Origin of the sequence: Mesorhizobium sp. M2A.F.Ca.ET.046.03.2.1, assembly GCF_003952425.1 — a bacterium.
In the GTDB taxonomy this organism is placed as follows: Bacteria; Pseudomonadota; Alphaproteobacteria; order Rhizobiales; family Rhizobiaceae; genus Mesorhizobium.
Map to the genome: position 1 here is coordinate 2,854,205 of NZ_CP034449.1, position 15,775 is coordinate 2,869,979.

Sequence of the window (15,775 nt, forward strand, 5' to 3'; positions counted from 1 at the left end):
CAGAGCTCTCCTCAATGCTCGCCCCCCGATCCGCTACTTAGCAGGTGGGTGGGACAAGGCAAGGCGTCAAGCTGGCATAAGATGTTGCTGACGCTTGGGAAGCGGATCGCCCTCCCAGGCCGTGCGCAATGCTGGCGTGTGACGATCAGTTTTCGCCGAACGACTCGAAGAAGTCCTTCATGCGGGCGAAGAAGCCGCTCGACTGAGGCGAGTTGTCCTTCGAGGAGAGCTGCTCGAACTCTTCCAGCAATTCGCGCTGGCGGCGCGACAGGTTCTGCGGCGTCTCGACCGCCGTCTGGATGTAGAGGTCGCCGACATTGGCCTGGCGCAGCACCGGCATGCCTTTGCCCTTGAGGCGGAACTGGCGGCCGTTCTGCGTGCCTTCCGGCACTTTCACCTTGGTCTGCGTGCCGTCGAGCGTGGTGACCTCGAAGGAGCCGCCAAGGGCGGCCGTCGTCATCGAGATCGGCACTTTGCAATAAAGGTCTGCGCCGTCGCGCTGGAAGAATTCGTGCGGCTTTACCGCCAGGAAGATGTAAAGGTCGCCGGACGGCCCGCCGCGCAAGCCCGCCTCGCCCTCATTGGCCAGCCGGATGCGAGTGCCGTCCTCGATGCCGGCCGGGATGTTGACCGACAGCGAGCGCTCCTCGGTGACGCGGCCCTGTCCAGCGCATTTCGGGCAAGGGTCCTTGATCGTCTGGCCGCGGCCCTGGCATTGCGGGCAGGTGCGCTCGATCGAGAAGAAGCCTTGCGTGGCGCGCACCTTGCCGTGGCCGTGGCACATCGAGCAGGTCACCGGCTGCGTGCCGGGCTTGGCGCCGCTGCCGGAGCATTCCGAGCAGGAAATGGAAGCCGGCACGTGGATCTGCGCGGTCTTGCCGGAAAAGGCCTCTTCCAGCGTGATTTCCATGTTGTAGCGCAGGTCGGCGCCGCGTTCGCGGCCGCCCGACGAGCGGCGCTGGCGGCCACCCATCATGTCGCCGAAAATATCCTCGAAGATGTCCGCGAAACCGCCGGCGCCGAAGCCGTGCGCGGCGCCGTTCATGCCGCCCTCGAAGGCGGCGTGGCCGAAGCGGTCATAGGCGGCGCGCTTCTGCGGGTCCTTCAGCGTCTCGTAGGCTTCGTTGATTTCCTTGAACTTGTGCTCGCAGGCATGGTCGCCGGGGTTGCGGTCGGGATGGAACTGCATGGCGAGCTTGCGAAAAGCGCTCTTGAGTTCCTTTTCGTCGGCGCCTTTTTGCACGCCCAGCGTTTCGTAGAAATCAGCTTTCATTTTTTCCCGCTGTCCGGATGCTCAATGTCTTCAAGCATTGTTGGCGACGTTTGCCGGCATGGCCTTGGATTTAGGAGCGATGTTTCCCGGATGCTAGTACCAAGCAGGCTAGCTCCGGTTTTTTCCGTCACTTTTTCAAGCAGGCCCGTACTTTTTCAACGAAGGTTGCAAAAAAGCCCGGCTTTGCACCGGGCTTTTGCACTTAATCGCCGTCAGCCGGCTCAAGCCGACTTCTTCTTGTCGTCGTCTTCGTCGATTTCCTCGAAGTCGGCGTCGACCACGTCCGAATCCTTGGCGGCATCCGCCTTGGCGTCGGCTTCGGCCGCTTCCTTCTGCGAGGCCTCGTACATGGCCTGGCCGAGCTTCATCGACACTTCGGCGAGCGACTGCGACTTGGCCTCGATATCGGCCGGATCGTCGCCTTCGGCCGCGGTCTTCAGCGCGGCGATGGCATCGGAGATCGCGGTGCGATCAGCATCCGAGACCTTGTCGCCATAATCCTTCAGCGACTTCTCGGACGAATGCACCAGCGCCTCGGCCTGGTTGCGGGCCTCGACGAGAGCACGGCGCTTCTTGTCGGCGTCGGCATTGGCCTCGGCGTCCTTCACCATCTTCTCGATGTCGGCGTCGGACAGGCCGCCCGAAGCCTGGATGCGGATCTGGTGCTCCTTGCCGGTGCCCTTGTCCTTGGCCGAGACGTTGACGATGCCGTTGGCGTCGATGTCGAAGGTGACCTCGATCTGCGGCACGCCGCGCGGCGCCGGCGGGATGCCGACCAGGTCGAACTGGCCGAGCAGCTTGTTGTCCGCCGCCATTTCGCGCTCGCCCTGGAAGACGCGGATCGTCACAGCCGACTGCGAATCCTCGGCGGTCGAGAAGGTCTGGCTCTTCTTGGTCGGGATCGTCGTGTTGCGCTCGATCAGTCGGGTGAACACGCCACCCAGCGTCTCGATGCCCAGCGACAGCGGCGTCACATCGAGCAACAGCACGTCCTTAACATCGCCCTGCAGCACGCCGGCCTGGATGGCGGCGCCGAGCGCAACGACCTCATCCGGATTGACGCCCTTGTGCGGCTCCTTGCCGAAGAACTGCTTCACGATCTCCTGGATCTTGGGCATGCGGGTCATGCCGCCGACCAGCACCACTTCGTCGATCTCGGCAGCCTTCAGGCCAGCATCCTTGAGCGCCGCCTTGCAGGGCTCGATCGTGCGCTGGACGAGGTCGTCGACCAGCTGCTCGAACTTCGCCCGGGTGAGCTTCATCGTCAGGTGCTTCGGGCCGGTGGCGTCGGCGGTGATGAAGGGAAGGTTGATCTCGGTCTGCGTCGTCGACGACAGCTCGATCTTGGCCTTCTCGGCCGCTTCCTTCAGACGCTGCAGCGCCAGTTTGTCGGCCTTGAGGTCGATGCCCTGTTCCTTCTTGAATTCGGCCGCCAGATATTCGACGAGCCGCATGTCGAAATCCTCGCCGCCGAGGAAGGTGTCACCATTGGTCGACTTCACCTCGAACACGCCGTCGCCGATTTCGAGCACGGAAATATCGAAGGTGCCGCCGCCAAGGTCATAGACGGCGATGGTCTTGCCGTCCTTCTTCTCCAGGCCGTAGGCAAGGGCTGCGGCCGTCGGCTCGTTGATGATGCGCAGCACCTCAAGGCCGGCGATCCTGCCGGCGTCCTTGGTCGCCTGGCGCTGGGCGTCGTTGAAATAGGCCGGAACGGTGATGACCGCCTTCTCGACCTTCTCGCCCAGATAGGCTTCTGCCGTCTCCTTCATCTTCTGCAGGATCATGGCCGAGATCTGGCTGGGCGACTGCTTCTTGCCGCCGGCCTCGACCCAGGCGTCGCCATTGTCGCCCTTGACGATCTTGTAGGGGACAAGCTTCTTGTCCTTCTCCGTCACCGGGTCGTCATAGCGGCGGCCGATCAGGCGCTTGACCGCGAAGATGGTGTTTTCAGGATTGGTGACCGCCTGGCGCTTGGCCGGCTGGCCAACGAGGCGTTCGCCGTCATTCGAGATGGCGACGATGGAAGGCGTCGTGCGCGCGCCCTCAGCATTCTCAATCACCTTGGGGTCCTTGCCATCCATGATGGCGATGCAGGAATTGGTGGTGCCGAGATCGATACCGATAACTTTTGCCATTGTTCTAGTCTCTCCTCTAAGCAGGCTCTCAGGACCCTTCAAAAGGCGTTCCGACGAAAGCCCCTGTTCACAAGAAATCCCGTCATGGTCACCGGTTTTCGGGGGCCGGGACGGCTGGGGCGTATATAAGAACAGCCGATACGGGGCGCAAGCATTCTGCGCAAGCTGTTCATTGTCTCGGCAAGGCTTTGGCAGCGATCCGCCGCGCGTTGCGGCGCGCTCGGCGCGAGCCCGCGCTATCGTATTGTTCCGACTGGCTTTTTTGGACGCGACGCCGCTGGCGGCGCCTGGAGCCGTCATCCGGTGAGGGTAACGCTCGCCTCGGGGGGCGTGACTTTCGGTCGCGAAAGGCCGGAAAATCGGCGTCTCGGCGACCTTTCACGCATCCGGCGGCTAGCTTGTCAGGGGAGCGCCTCGCGCTCGGGCAAAACCCTGCCGGGCGCGTGGCCCGGCAGGGCTCCGGACTTAGAGCCCGTTGTCCTTGAGGATCTTGGCGGCGTTCTCCTTGGTGATCTTCTCCGTCGGCAGCGTGATGGTCTTCTCGACCTTCTCGCCGTTGAGGAACTTGATCGCCTGACGCAGGCCCTCGGCGCCCGGCGTGACATAGGTGAAGGTCGCGGTCAGCTCGCCCTTGTTCACCATCTGCACGCCTTCGTTGGGCAGACCGTCGATGCCGATGAACTTGATGTCCTTCTCGCGCCCGACATCCTTCGCCGCGAGATAGGCGCCATAGGCCATCGGATCGTTGTGGCCGTAGACGAGGTCGATCTTCTCGTTGGTCTTCAGCGCGTTGGCCATGATGTTGTAGGCCTGGTCCTGCTTCCAGTCGCCCGACTGCTGGTCGAGCAGATACTTGATGCCCGGCTCCTTGTCGGTGAATTCATGGAAACCGTCATGGCGGTCATGCGCCGGCTGCGTGCCCATGCCGCCCCAGATCTCGACGACGTTGCCGGCGGCCTTGCCCTTGCCGCCCAGAAGCTCGACGGCATATTCGCCGGCAGCCCGGCCGATCAGCTTGTTGTCGCCACCGACGAACTGCGTGTAGTCCTTGGTGTCGACATTGCGGTCGAGCACGAAGACCGGGATCTTGGCGTCGATCGCCTGTTGCACCACGCCGGTGAGGCCGGCCGATTCCTTCGGCGACACCAGCAGCGCGTCGACCTCCTGGCGGATCAGGTTCTCGACGTCGGCGACCTGCTTTTCGGTCTTGTCCTCGCCGTCGGTGATGATCAGCTCGACTTCCGGATGCCTGGCGGCCTCGGCGATGATGTCCTTGTTGAACTGGGCGCGCCAGGGTTCGATGGTCGTCACCTGCGAGAAGCCGATCTTCCACTTCTTGTCCTGGGCAAAGGCATGGTTGCCGGACAGAATTGCGGTGGTCGTCAGAAGTGCCGCCGCGAAAGTGGCGAGCTTCAGCATTTCACGTCGTTTCATGGTCCTGTTTCCTCCGGATTATAGAGACGAGGTCTCCTGTGACGGCCGCTTGGCCGCGGCCGTTTCCTTTTGCGCCGCCCGTCCGCCGGGCAGGCGCAGATAGCTTAAAATGTCGCCGGCGTTGCGCTCCTGAACGAGCACCGTGCCGATGATGATCGCCCCCTTCAGCACCAGCTGAAGGTTCGAATTGATGTTGTGCAGCTGCAGGATGTTGGACAGCAGTCCGAAGATCAGCACGCCGCAGAAGGTGCCGATCAGGCTGCCGCGCCCGCCCATCAGGCTGGTGCCGCCGATAACCACGGCGGCGATGGCGTCGAGCTCCAGCCCCGCGCCGGCATCCGGCTTGCCTTGCCGGTATTGCGCCACGTAGAGCGCCGCCGCGATGCCGGCGAGCAGGCCGGACACCGCATAGGTGGCGATCTTGACGCGTCCCGCCGCGATGCCGGAAAGCCTGGCCGCCTCCTCATTGCCGCCGATGGCGTAGACATAGCGGCCGAAGGGCGTGAAGCGCAGCACCGCGCCGTAGATCACGACCGCGCCGAGGAAGAACAGGCCTGGCATCGGCACGACGCCGAACACCAGCGAGCGCAGGATCTCGAACTCTTCCGTGGCGTTGGAGCCGGTATAGACCGGCAGCACCGCATTGTTCTGGCCGGCGGTCAGCCTGGCGATGCCGAGCGCTGTCACCATCATCGCCAGCGTCACGATAAAGGGCTGCAGGCGGCCGGCGACGATGATGAAGCCGTTGATGGTGCCGAACAGCAGGCCGACGCAAGGCGCCACCAGAAGCACGCCGAGCACGCCGAACTTGGTCTCGACCTGCGGCAGCAGGTACCACAGCGAGAGGCAGCAAAGGATCACGCCGACCACGCCCGGGATGACCAGCCCGCGCGTCGTGTCCAGCCGCACGTCGCGGCCGGCTTCCGCGCCGGCGCGGGATTTCTGGATGTTGAGCAGGATGAAGCGGGTGGCGAGTGCGCCGAGGCTGAGAGCCACCAGCGCGGTCGTCGGCACGCCAAGCGCCGCCGACGGCGTGATGCCCGGCACGGTGAGCAGCATGGCGCAGACGACCGAGCAGATCGCCATCAGCGAGCCGACGGAAAGATCGATGCCGCCGGTCAGGATCACCGCCGTCATGCCGGTGGCGATGAGGCCGGTGGTCGACACCTGGCGCAGCACGTCGAGCAGGTTACCGTAGGACAAGAAGATGTTGTTGCCCTTGGAGCTGATCGGCGAGCCGAACACGCCGATCAGGAAGATGGCGATCAGCCCCCAGTAAAGTTTGGTGCGGGAGACAAGGCTGATGAGGTTCATGCCGCAGGTCTCGCGGTCCTTCTAGGGGCGGCAAGCCGCATGATCGCCTCCTCGCTGGCCTCAATGCGGGACAGGATGCCGCGCTGGCGGCCCTCCGCCATGACCAGGATGCGGTCGGCCAGATGCAGAAGCTCGGGCAGTTCCGAGCTGATCACGGTGATCGCCAGCCCGTCGCCGGCGAGCTTGAAGATGAGGTCGTAGATCTCGCGCTTGGCGCCGACATCGATGCCGCGCGTCGGCTCGTCGAGCAGAAGCACGCGCGGCCGTGTCGCCAGCCATTTGCCGATCACCACCTTCTGCTGGTTGCCGCCCGACAGCGTGCCGGCGGCCTGCTCGATGCTTTCGCAGCGTATGCCGAGCGCGCTCACCGCCTCGCGCGCAAGGCCTTGCTCGCCCGAGCGCGAGCGCAGGCCGAAGCGCGCCAGCGCGCCGACCAGCGGCAGCGCGACATTGTCGGTGATCGAGGCCGTGAGATGCAGGCCTTGCGTCTTGCGGTCCTCGGTGACCAAGGCAATGCCCAGCCGGCGCGCCTCGCGCGGCGAGCCGATCTCGACCGGCGCGCCGTCGAGCTTGATCTCGCCGCCGGTACGGCCGCCGCCGGAGCCGAAGATCGCTTCCAGGATTTCGGTGCGGCCGGAACCCAGCAGCCCGCCTATGCCGAGGATTTCGCCCGCCGAAAGATCGAAGCTCACGCCCTCGATCACGCTGCGCCAGCCATGCCGGTCGGGCTTCGACAGCGACAGGTCCCTGACCGCGAGCACAGCCTTGCCGCCCGGACCGCGCTGATGATCGGAGGACGCCATAAGATCGCGGCCGACCATGGCCGAGATGATGGCGTCTTCGTTCAGCGCCGCCATATCGTTGGTCAGCACGTGACGCCCGTCGCGCAGCACCGTCACCCGGCTTGCCAGATGCATGACCTCGTCGATGCGGTGCGAGATGTAGACGATGGCGACGCCGCTTGCCGCGAGCTGACGGATGATGCGGAACAGTCGCTCGCACTCGGCCGGTGACAGCGCCGAGGTGGGTTCGTCCATGATCAGGATGCGCGCCGATTTCGACAGCGCCTTGGCGATCTCCACCAGCTGCTGCTCGCCGACCCTGAGCCGGCCGACCCGCGCTTCCGGATCGAGCTCGATGCCGAGACGCTGCAACAGCGCTTTTGCCGCGCGGCTGCTCGCCTTGCGGTCAACCACCAGCCCGGCGATCAGCTTTTCGCGGCCGAGGAAGATGTTGTCGGCGACGCTGAGCTCGGGGACGAGGTTGAGCTCCTGGTGGATGATGGCGATGCCAGCGTCCTCGGCGTCGCGCACACCGGCGAAACGGACCGCCTGGCCGTCGATGGCGACAGTGCCTTCGTAGTCGGTATAGACGCCCGAGAGGATCTTCATCAGCGTCGATTTGCCGGCGCCGTTCTCGCCCATCAGCGCATGCACCTCGCCGGGCCTGAGGTCCAGGCTGACATCGGACAGCGCGGTGATGCCGCCGAACCGCTTGGAAATGCCGGTCGCGCTCAGGACGACGGTCGGACCGTCGGCCGTCACGTCCTCCGTCGTGATGGAGCCAGCGCGCTGCATGACAAAGGACGGCCTCCCTCCGTCGTCTTCGGCGACTTGAACGCTAATCGAAACGTTTCGAACGTGTCAAGCGCCTATCTGTTCTCTGAGGATTGATGCATTTCAATTCTTGCGAAAAATGCCGGGTTTACGTAGGTTTAGCCAGATAAGGGCGGCTAAACGTTTCGAAAATGACGGCGTCAGAGCAGAAAAAACAGCGGAAATCCACGGCGCCGACCATGCTGCATGTGGCTGAGGCGGCGCGTGTGTCCGTAGCCACGGTCTCTGCATTGCTCAACGGTACCGCCACCGTCAGTCCCGAGCTTACGCAACGCATCGAGCAGGCGATCCGCGACATCGGCTACAAGCGCAATGCCATCGCCCGCAGCCTGAAGATGGGCACCACGCGCACAATCGGCCTCACCGTGCCGCACATCACCAACCCGTTCTTCACCGATGTCGTCTCGGTCATCCAGCAGGCCTTCGACCGCGCCGGCTATGCCGTCATGCTGTGCTGCACCGACGAGGATCTGAACACGCAGGACGAGCAGATCCGCCTGCTGCTCGACCGCATGGTCGACGGGCTGATCGTGGCGCGCGTCGGCGACGGCGGCCTTCTGAAGAGCATCGTCGAGGACACCAATGTGCCGGTGGTGCTGCTCGACCGCCTTTGCGAAGGCGTCGACACCGACGCGGTGGTGCTGGACAACCAGCGTGCCGTGTTCGACGCCGTCACCTATCTAATCCATCTTGGCCATCGGCGCATCGGCTACATCACCGGCACGTCCGACATATCTCCCATGCATGACCGCATGATCGGCTATCGCGAGGCGCTGCAGGCGGCCGGCCTGCCGGTGGCGGAGGAACTCATACGCTCCGGCAATTTCCACGAGATCGACGGCTACAACGCCACCATGCAGCTCTTGTCGCTGCACGACCGGCCAAGCGCGATCTTCTCGGCCAACAACCCGATGGTGATCGGCACGATGAAGGCGATCCGCGACATCGGCCTCTCTTGCCCCGAGGACATTTCGGTCGCCTGCTTCGACGACTTTCCCTGGTCGGACGTGTTCGTGCCGCAGCTCACCACCGTCGCGCAGCCGGTGCAGGCGATCGGCGAGCAGGCGGCGAACCTCCTGCTCGACCGGCTGGCCGGCAACCGCGACGCGCCGCCGCGCAAGCTGGTGCTGAAGGGCCGGCTGATGATCCGCAATTCCTGCCGGCCGCTGGGCGCGATCGCGCAGAGCGTCAGCGCGTAGCTTCGAGAGCCTCTGCGCACAGCGCCTGCAATCTCGGGAAGATGCGGCTGCCGCCGGTGATCACCCGCGTGCCCTGGCCGAGCACCGTCTTCGGATCCGCTCTGAGCACCGTGCCGCCGGCCTCTTCGACCAGCAGCATGCCGGCGAGGCAATCCCAGGCGTTCATGTGCTCCTCGACATAGCCGAGCAGCCGGCCGGACGCCGCATAGGCGAGCATCAGCGCTCCGGAAGCATTGCGGTAGAAGACGCCGCCCTCCGCCATGATCAGGCTGATGAGAGTGACGACATTCTTGGTCGAGGCGCGGTTGGACAGCCCGGTGCCGACGGCGCCCTCGGAAAGCGACGCGGCATTGCTGGTCTTGATCGGCTTGCCGTTGAGGAAGGCGCCGCCGCCCAGGCGGCCGTAGAACGTCTCGTCGGTCGAAGGCTCATGGATGACGCCGACCACCGTCTCGCCGTCCTTGGCGCAGGCGATCACCACGCACCAGGCGGGAATGCCGCGCACGAAATTGGCGGTGCCGTCGATCGGGTCGATCACCCAGACATGGCCGGTTGTTCCGGTCACCGCAGCATGCTCCTCGCCGATGATGCCGTCTTGCGGATAGGCCTCGGCGATCGCCGCGCGGATGAACAGCTCGACCTCGCGGTCGGCTTCCGAAACCAGGTCCTGGTGACCCTTGCTCTCGACGGCCAGGTTGTCGAGGTCGCGGAAATATTTCAGCCCCAGCTCGCCGGCGCGGCGCGCCAGGTCGATGGCAAAATGCATGCGGTCGTCGAGATCTTTGGTCACGGGGAACTCTTGGCTGAGAGGGACATCTGCGCCCTTAACAGACCAATATGTCAGGCGAAAGTGACAGCGCGATCACGCCGCCTTGGACATCGATTTGTGCACGTCGGCGAGAATTTCGTAGGAGCGCACGCGCGCAGCGTGATCGAAGATCTGCGCCGTCACCATCAATTCGTCGGCGCCGGTGCGGCGGATGAAGGCGTCGATGCCCTGGCGCACCGTCTCCGGCGAACCGATGACGGCGCAGGACAGCGCCTGGGCAAGCATGGTTTTCGCCATAGGATCGAGATCGCGGTCGTAATTCTCGACCGGCGGCGGCAATTGCCCCGGACGGCCGCTGCGCAAATTGACGAAGGCCTGCTGCAGCGAGCTGAACAACAGCTTCGCCTCAGCGTCCGTCGGCGCGGCGGAGACATTGAGGCCGAGCATGACATAAGGCTTGTCGAGCTGCGCCGACGCCTGGAACCGCGTGCGATAAACCTCCAGCGCATGGTCGAGCTCGGCCGGCGCGAAATGCGAGGCGAAAGCGTAGGGCAGGCCGAGAAGCGCTGCGAGCTGCGCGCCATAGAGGCTGGAGCCGAGTATCCAGACCGGCACGGTCTGGCCTTCGCCCGGCACGGCACGGATGCGCTGGCCTTCCTCGGCCGGCTGGAAATAGCCCATCAGCTCGACCACGTCCTGCGGGAAATTGTCGGCAGACTCCAGGTTGCGGCGCAGCGCCCGCGCGGTCAGCATGTCGGTGCCCGGCGCGCGGCCGAGTCCGAGGTCGATGCGGCCGGGAAAAAGTGCCGCCAGCGTGCCGAACTGCTCGGCGATCACCAGCGGCGCATGGTTGGGCAGCATGATGCCGCCGGCGCCGACGCGGATTGACTTGGTGCCGCCGGCGACATGCGCGATCACGACGGATGTCGCGGCGCTCGCGATGCCCGGCATGTTGTGGTGCTCGGCCAGCCAGTAGCGCTTGTAGCCCAGGCGCTCGGCATGGCGGGCGAGGTCGAGCGAATTGGCGAGCGACTGCGAAGCGGTGCTGCCTTGGGTGATCGGCGACAGGTCGAGAACCGAAAGGGCGGTCATTGGTCAGGTCTCCACGATGCGTTTTTCCCTGAGCCTTGCCTCGAAAGCGGCGCGGTTGGGAATGACGATGGCGAGCTGGTTCTCCAGCACGTCGGCAAGTTCGACGGCGGTCGCGATCTCGCGCTGCTCGCTGCGGCCCCTGGCATGATGCGTCGAAAGGCGGTTGTTGCGCAGCGCGTAGCGCCGGTCGGGCAAAGCGAGCGCGGCGACCAGCGTCGACAGGAAATGCGAGCTCGGATGCGTCGACAGGAAATGGCTGGCGACCCGGTAGTCGACCTCATAGGCCCGGCTCAGGTCGAAGCGGTAGAGCGTGCGCCAATCATCGCCGATATCGGCCTGCAGGCGGAATTGTCCGCCGGTCTCGACGAGGCGGAAGGTTTCGTGCGGCGTCTGCTGCTCGAGCCCTGGTTCCAAAAGCAGCGGCGCCGTCAGCGTCAGGCCGCCGAAGCCGACATCGCCGATGTAAGTGCGGCCGCCAAGCTCGATGCGCAGCAGCATATGGCTGCGCGCCGTGACGGCGTCATCCGGCTGGCCCCACAGCACGCGGGCGGCAAGGCCGCTGACGGTGAAGCCCAGCGCGTCAAGCGCGTGCATGAAGATCAGATTGTGCTCGAAGCAATAGCCGCCGCGGCCCTGGCGAAAAACCTTGTCCTGCAGCGAAGCGACGTCGAGGCCGACGGAGACGCCCATCAAGGCATCGATGTTCTCGAACGGGATCGCCCGCGGGTGCGCGGCGTGCAGCGCCTGCAGCGTGGCAAGCGAAGCGTCGGCCGGTCCGCCGTAACCGATGCGGGCAAAATAGCCATCGAGATCGAAGTCGCTCATTCAGGACGGGTCCGGCTTGACCGGTCCGATATAGGCACTGGGCACCGGCGTCGCAAACAATGGCCGGGATTTGGGATTGGGCCAGCCCTCAGGCTGCTTGATTGTGGTTGTTCTCGGCCGGCTCGTCATCGACGACAGCCGTCTGCTGCGCCGCCAGGAAATTGCCGAACGGGCTCAGGCTCTCGAAGTGGTCGCAGAACACCTTGATGACGACCAGCAGCGGCACCGCCATCAGCGCGCCGACGAAGCCCCACAGCCAGGACCAGAAGGCGATGGCGATGAAGATCGCCACGGCGTTGATCTCAAGACGCCGCCCGACCACCGTCGGCGTCACGAACTGGCCTTCGACAATGTCGCACAGCACCACGAAGGCCGGCGCCAAGAGCGCATAGGCGATCGTGTCGAAGCTGATCAGCGCAATGACGGCGACAATCAGGACGGTCATCAGCGCCCCGACATAGGGCAGGAAATTGAGCAAGGCCGCCATCGCCCCCCAGACGAGCGGGTTGGGCATGCCGAGCCCCCAGAGGCCCAGCCCGATCACCGTGCCGAGACTGACATTGATGACGGAGACCGTGAGCAGATAGTGCGAAATCTCGCGCTCGACGTCATAGACGACGCGCAGCGCCCGCTTCTTCTGCGTCATGCTGGCGAAGGATTGGACGATCTTCTCGTAGAACAGCGTGCCGGAGGCGAGCAGGAACAGCGACAGCACGAAGACGATGGTGATCGCGGTGCCTGCTTCCAGGATGTTGCTGGCCGCGGTGGAGAGGATGCCGGAAGGCGCCACCGCGACCCGCTGCAGGCCGGGCTCCTGCGAGGTCTCGGTCAGCGCTTCCAGTTGATGCGCGAGGTCCGTCATTCGTTCGAGCGGCCGCCTGAACGGCGCCAGCCGCTCGGTCAGCTGCTGGCCGATCGAATAGGAGTTGTTGATGAGGTCGATAACCGGGCCGCTGAGCAGATAGCCGGCGGCGGTGAAAATGAAGATCGACAGCAGCACCAACAGCGTCGCCGACACCACTTCCGGGATCCCGTGCTTTCTCAGAAAGCGCACGATCGGCGTCAGCGTCAGCGCCAGCAGGAAGGCAAGCATCACCGGCATGAAGAAGGCGCGGGCGAAGTATAGCGCCGCCGCGGTCATCAGAATGAAGATCCCGATCACCAGCGACCGCATCAGGCGTATGTCCGCCCTGGCATCGGCACGCGGGTCAGGGCTTTCGGCAGCGCTTGCGCCCGAAGCGGTCTGTTCGGCTTTCATCGGTTCCCTTGCAAGCCGCCAGCCGATAATGCATGGCGGGCCTGTGCCGGAAACGCGGGAGTTCCGGGCAAGGTTCCAAGAGCCGGCTTTCCGCATCCGGGGGGCCGGTTTAGAGCGGATCGCTCGTCAGGCAGCCGGCGCTGGCGCCGCCTTGGCCGTCTCCTTGCGCACGATCGGCGCCACCTTGGTGCCGTAGAGCTCGATCGCCTTCATGATCTTGGCATGCGGCATGGTGCCGATCGCCATCTGCAGCAGGAAGCGGTCGTTGTTGAAGATCCTGTGCTGGGCGACGATCTTTTCAGCCACCTGCTCGGGGTTACCGACGAAGAGCGCCCCATTGGGACCCCGCGCCTGGTCGAAATGCGCCCGCGAGGTCGGGCCCCAGCCCCGCTCGCGCCCGATGCGGTTCATCACCTCGGCCTGCGGTCCGTAGAAATCGTCGGCCGCCTGCTCGGTCGTCTCGGCGATGAAGCCGTGCACGTTGATGCTGGTGGCAAGCGTTGCCGTATCGGTGTTGGCGCGGCGCGCCGCCTCGCGATAGATATCGAACAGCGGCGCGAAACGCGCCGGCTCGCCGCCGATGATGGCCAAAGCCAGCGGCAGGCCGAGCACGCCGGCGCGGGCTGCGGATTGCGGTGTGCCGCCAATGGCGATCCAGATCGGCAGCTTCTCCTGGAAGGGACGCGGGTAGACGCCGCGGCCGTTGATCGGCGCGCGTAGCTTGCCCTGCCACATCACCTTCACCTGGTCGCGGATGGCGAGCAACAGATCGAGCTTCTCAGCGAAAAGCTCGTCATAGTCTTCCAAATTGTAGCCGAACAGCGGGAAGGATTCGATGAAGGAGCCGCGCCCCGCCATGATCTCGGCGCGGCCGTTGGACAGAAGGTCGAGCGTGGCGAATTGCTGGAAGACGCGCACCGGATCGTCGGAGGAAAGCACGGTGACGGCGCTGGTAAGCCGGATCTTCTTCGTGCGCTCGGCCGCCGCGGCAAGCGCCACGACCGGCGCGGAGGCGGCATAGTCGGGGCGGTGATGCTCGCCGAGCCCGAACACGTCGAGGCCGACCTGGTCGGCCAGCTCGATTTCCTCGATGAGATTGCGCAGCCGCTCATGCGGACCGATGGCGCCGGGACCCGGCTCCGGGCTGACATCGGCAAAAGTGTAGAGACCGAGTTCCATCTGGTTGCGTCCTGAACCTGTTCATGTGGGTTTTTTGCCTGTTGGCACTCTAGGTAACCGTATGCCTTGCCGCCCGCCAGAGGCGCGATCGGTGAACAGTGCATCGCGCATCGCCAAGCCGTATCCCTGCGGCAACAAGCCCGGTTTTTTCATGGCTGGCATACCGTTTTGACGCTTGAACTCGCCGCTTTCACGCGTATGTAAGCGTCGCGAATAGACTGCAGGGAAGTACACTTGGCTATCTACAGGGAAAAAGACATTTTCGAGCGGCGCAATGCCGCGAACGAGGCAAAGAAGGCGCTGCTCGCGCGCTTCAAGGCAAAGCCGGCGGCGGATGATCCCGCTGTGCTGGCGCGCCAGGCCGAACGCAAGGCGATCCTCGAGGCCCGCGCCATCCGCGAAGCGGAGAAGGCAAGGCTGAAGCAGGAAAAGCTGGCTCGCGAAGCGGCCGAGAAGGCCGAACGCGAAGCCGCCGCCGAAGCGGCGCGTATCGCCGCCGAAGAGGCTGCTGCCGCCGAGGCCAAAATCCGCGAGGCCGAGGAAGCAGAGCGCATCGCGTTCGAGCTTGCCGACGAGGCCGCGCGCAAGGCCAAGCGTGACGCACGCTACGCCGCCCGCAAGGCGCGCGTCGGCAGGACGCCTCCGGGCTTCTCGGCCCGCTAAGTCCGGGTTGTTTGGAAGATCGGTCAGGGTCGCCGAAAGCGGCCCTGAACGCGTTTGTGCCGTCGGCTCTAATTTAAAGCATGTCTCCCGAAAGTGGGAACCGGGTTCGGGATAAAGACATGCGTAAAATCAAAAAACTAAAGCGCATGGAGCGAATCTGAAAGATCGCGACGCGCTTTAGGCTACCAGCTTCAGCCCGACGATGCCGCAGACGATCAGGCCGATGCAGGCCAGCCGGACGACGGTCGCAGGTTCGCCGAGCAGCCAGATGCCGAGCAGCGCCGTGCCGACGGTGCCGATGCCGGTCCATACGGCATAGGCGGTGCCGACGGGCAGAGTCTTCAGCGCCAGGCCGAGCAGGCCGAGGCTGACGATCATCGAGGCGATGGTGAGAAGGGTCGGCAGCGGCCTGGAGAAACCATCGGTGTATTTGAGGCCGATCGCCCAGCCGATCTCGAACAAGCCGGCGAAGCATAGAAAGATCCAGGACATCAAAAACGCTCGGTCATTCCAGCATCGCCTGAGATGCTTGGTGGCGGGTCGTCACGGCCGGTTTTTCCGGGAAGCGAGGTCGTCCTCCCTCCTTGAAAATAAGATGGCCTGTTTTCCGATCAACAAAACACCGGCAGCATTGTCATGCCGCCGGTTCAGATCTGCAGGGAGCCGGTCGACCGATTCGGGCCGCTTACTTTTCCTTGATGCGCATCGCCTTGACCGGCGGCGCCTTGGGAGCCGGGGCCGCGGCGGGCTTCTTGGCGTCCTTCTTCGGTTTGCGGGCTTCCTTGCCCGCCTTCATCGCACCTTTAGCCATGATTCGCTCCTCCGATTGTGGGCAAGCCGAGTGAAACAAGAGAAATGACGGACTGCAAGAGGCAGTGCGGCTTTGCTAAGCCGGCCGGCCGGCTGTCAACCGATTTTGCGGTCGCGACGCCAGTTCGAAACCTCGCATGGACTGGCGCATTGTCTGTAGAGCTTTGCTGGGCGGGCCGCTAAGCTCGCGCGCAGGGCTAGCCGG

General features: G+C 64.5%; 14 protein-coding genes. 2 read left to right on the plus strand and 12 right to left on the minus strand.

The features are described 5' to 3' along the window. Positions 1 to 145: 145 nt before the first annotated feature. The 5 genes from dnaJ to EJ072_RS13600 all read right to left on the minus strand — a co-directional run bounded on the left by dnaJ (position 146) and on the right by EJ072_RS13600 (position 7,736). Complete coding sequence (gene dnaJ / locus EJ072_RS13580) at positions 146 to 1,273, minus strand: molecular chaperone DnaJ (RefSeq protein WP_126080142.1); 1,128 nt, start codon at positions 1,271 to 1,273, stop codon at positions 146 to 148. Positions 1,274 to 1,494: 221 nt separating this feature from the next. Continuing rightward, the gene (gene dnaK / locus EJ072_RS13585) at positions 1,495 to 3,411 is read right to left on the minus strand and encodes a molecular chaperone DnaK (protein WP_126080143.1); all 1,917 of its coding nucleotides are present in this window, start codon (positions 3,409 to 3,411) and stop codon (positions 1,495 to 1,497) included. 465 nt (positions 3,412 to 3,876) lie between these two features. After that, positions 3,877 to 4,845: a substrate-binding domain-containing protein gene (locus EJ072_RS13590; RefSeq protein WP_126080144.1), complete on the minus strand. Its 969-nt coding sequence runs from the start codon at positions 4,843 to 4,845 to the stop codon at positions 3,877 to 3,879. Between the two features lie 18 nt (positions 4,846 to 4,863). Continuing rightward, the gene (locus EJ072_RS13595; protein ID WP_126080145.1) at positions 4,864 to 6,159 is read right to left on the minus strand and encodes an ABC transporter permease; all 1,296 of its coding nucleotides are present in this window, start codon (positions 6,157 to 6,159) and stop codon (positions 4,864 to 4,866) included. Further along, positions 6,156 to 7,736, minus strand: coding sequence for a sugar ABC transporter ATP-binding protein (locus EJ072_RS13600; protein WP_126080146.1), 1,581 nt, complete (start codon positions 7,734 to 7,736; stop codon positions 6,156 to 6,158). Before EJ072_RS13600 ends, EJ072_RS13595 begins: the two co-directional genes overlap by 4 nt. A gap of 218 nt (positions 7,737 to 7,954) precedes the next feature. Here EJ072_RS13600 and EJ072_RS13605 point away from each other — a divergent pair, with 218 nt between their 5' ends. Continuing rightward, positions 7,955 to 8,974: a LacI family DNA-binding transcriptional regulator gene (locus EJ072_RS13605; protein WP_126080147.1), complete on the plus strand. Its 1,020-nt coding sequence runs from the start codon at positions 7,955 to 7,957 to the stop codon at positions 8,972 to 8,974. On the opposite strand, the gene EJ072_RS13610 is transcribed toward EJ072_RS13605, so the two are convergent. The 5 genes from EJ072_RS13610 to EJ072_RS13630 form a co-directional block, all read right to left on the minus strand. After that, complete coding sequence (locus tag EJ072_RS13610; RefSeq protein ID WP_126080148.1) at positions 8,964 to 9,764, minus strand: inositol monophosphatase family protein; 801 nt, start codon at positions 9,762 to 9,764, stop codon at positions 8,964 to 8,966. The genes EJ072_RS13605 and EJ072_RS13610 overlap by 11 nt on opposite strands. A gap of 72 nt (positions 9,765 to 9,836) precedes the next feature. Continuing rightward, positions 9,837 to 10,835: an LLM class flavin-dependent oxidoreductase gene (locus tag EJ072_RS13615; RefSeq protein ID WP_126080149.1), complete on the minus strand. Its 999-nt coding sequence runs from the start codon at positions 10,833 to 10,835 to the stop codon at positions 9,837 to 9,839. Positions 10,836 to 10,838: 3 nt separating this feature from the next. Next, the gene (locus tag EJ072_RS13620) at positions 10,839 to 11,660 is read right to left on the minus strand and encodes an arylamine N-acetyltransferase (RefSeq protein WP_126080150.1); all 822 of its coding nucleotides are present in this window, start codon (positions 11,658 to 11,660) and stop codon (positions 10,839 to 10,841) included. Between the two features lie 88 nt (positions 11,661 to 11,748). Beyond that, positions 11,749 to 12,918: an AI-2E family transporter gene (locus EJ072_RS13625; protein ID WP_126080151.1), complete on the minus strand. Its 1,170-nt coding sequence runs from the start codon at positions 12,916 to 12,918 to the stop codon at positions 11,749 to 11,751. A 126-nt stretch (positions 12,919 to 13,044) separates the two neighbouring features. After that, complete coding sequence (locus EJ072_RS13630; RefSeq protein WP_126080152.1) at positions 13,045 to 14,097, minus strand: LLM class flavin-dependent oxidoreductase; 1,053 nt, start codon at positions 14,095 to 14,097, stop codon at positions 13,045 to 13,047. 234 nt (positions 14,098 to 14,331) lie between these two features. Here EJ072_RS13630 and EJ072_RS13635 point away from each other — a divergent pair, with 234 nt between their 5' ends. Further along, positions 14,332 to 14,760 (plus strand): DUF6481 family protein, encoded by a 429-nt coding sequence (locus tag EJ072_RS13635; RefSeq protein ID WP_126080153.1) that lies wholly within the window; start codon positions 14,332 to 14,334, stop codon positions 14,758 to 14,760. A gap of 177 nt (positions 14,761 to 14,937) precedes the next feature. Here EJ072_RS13635 and sugE read toward each other — a convergent pair whose 3' ends face one another. Both sugE and EJ072_RS37285 read right to left on the minus strand, forming a co-directional pair. Next, on the minus strand, positions 14,938 to 15,252 hold the full coding sequence (gene sugE, locus EJ072_RS13640; RefSeq protein ID WP_126080154.1) for a quaternary ammonium compound efflux SMR transporter SugE: 315 nt from the start codon (positions 15,250 to 15,252) through the stop codon (positions 14,938 to 14,940). A 193-nt stretch (positions 15,253 to 15,445) separates the two neighbouring features. Beyond that, positions 15,446 to 15,571: a hypothetical protein gene (locus EJ072_RS37285; protein WP_095819016.1), complete on the minus strand. Its 126-nt coding sequence runs from the start codon at positions 15,569 to 15,571 to the stop codon at positions 15,446 to 15,448. Positions 15,572 to 15,775 lie beyond the last annotated feature (204 nt).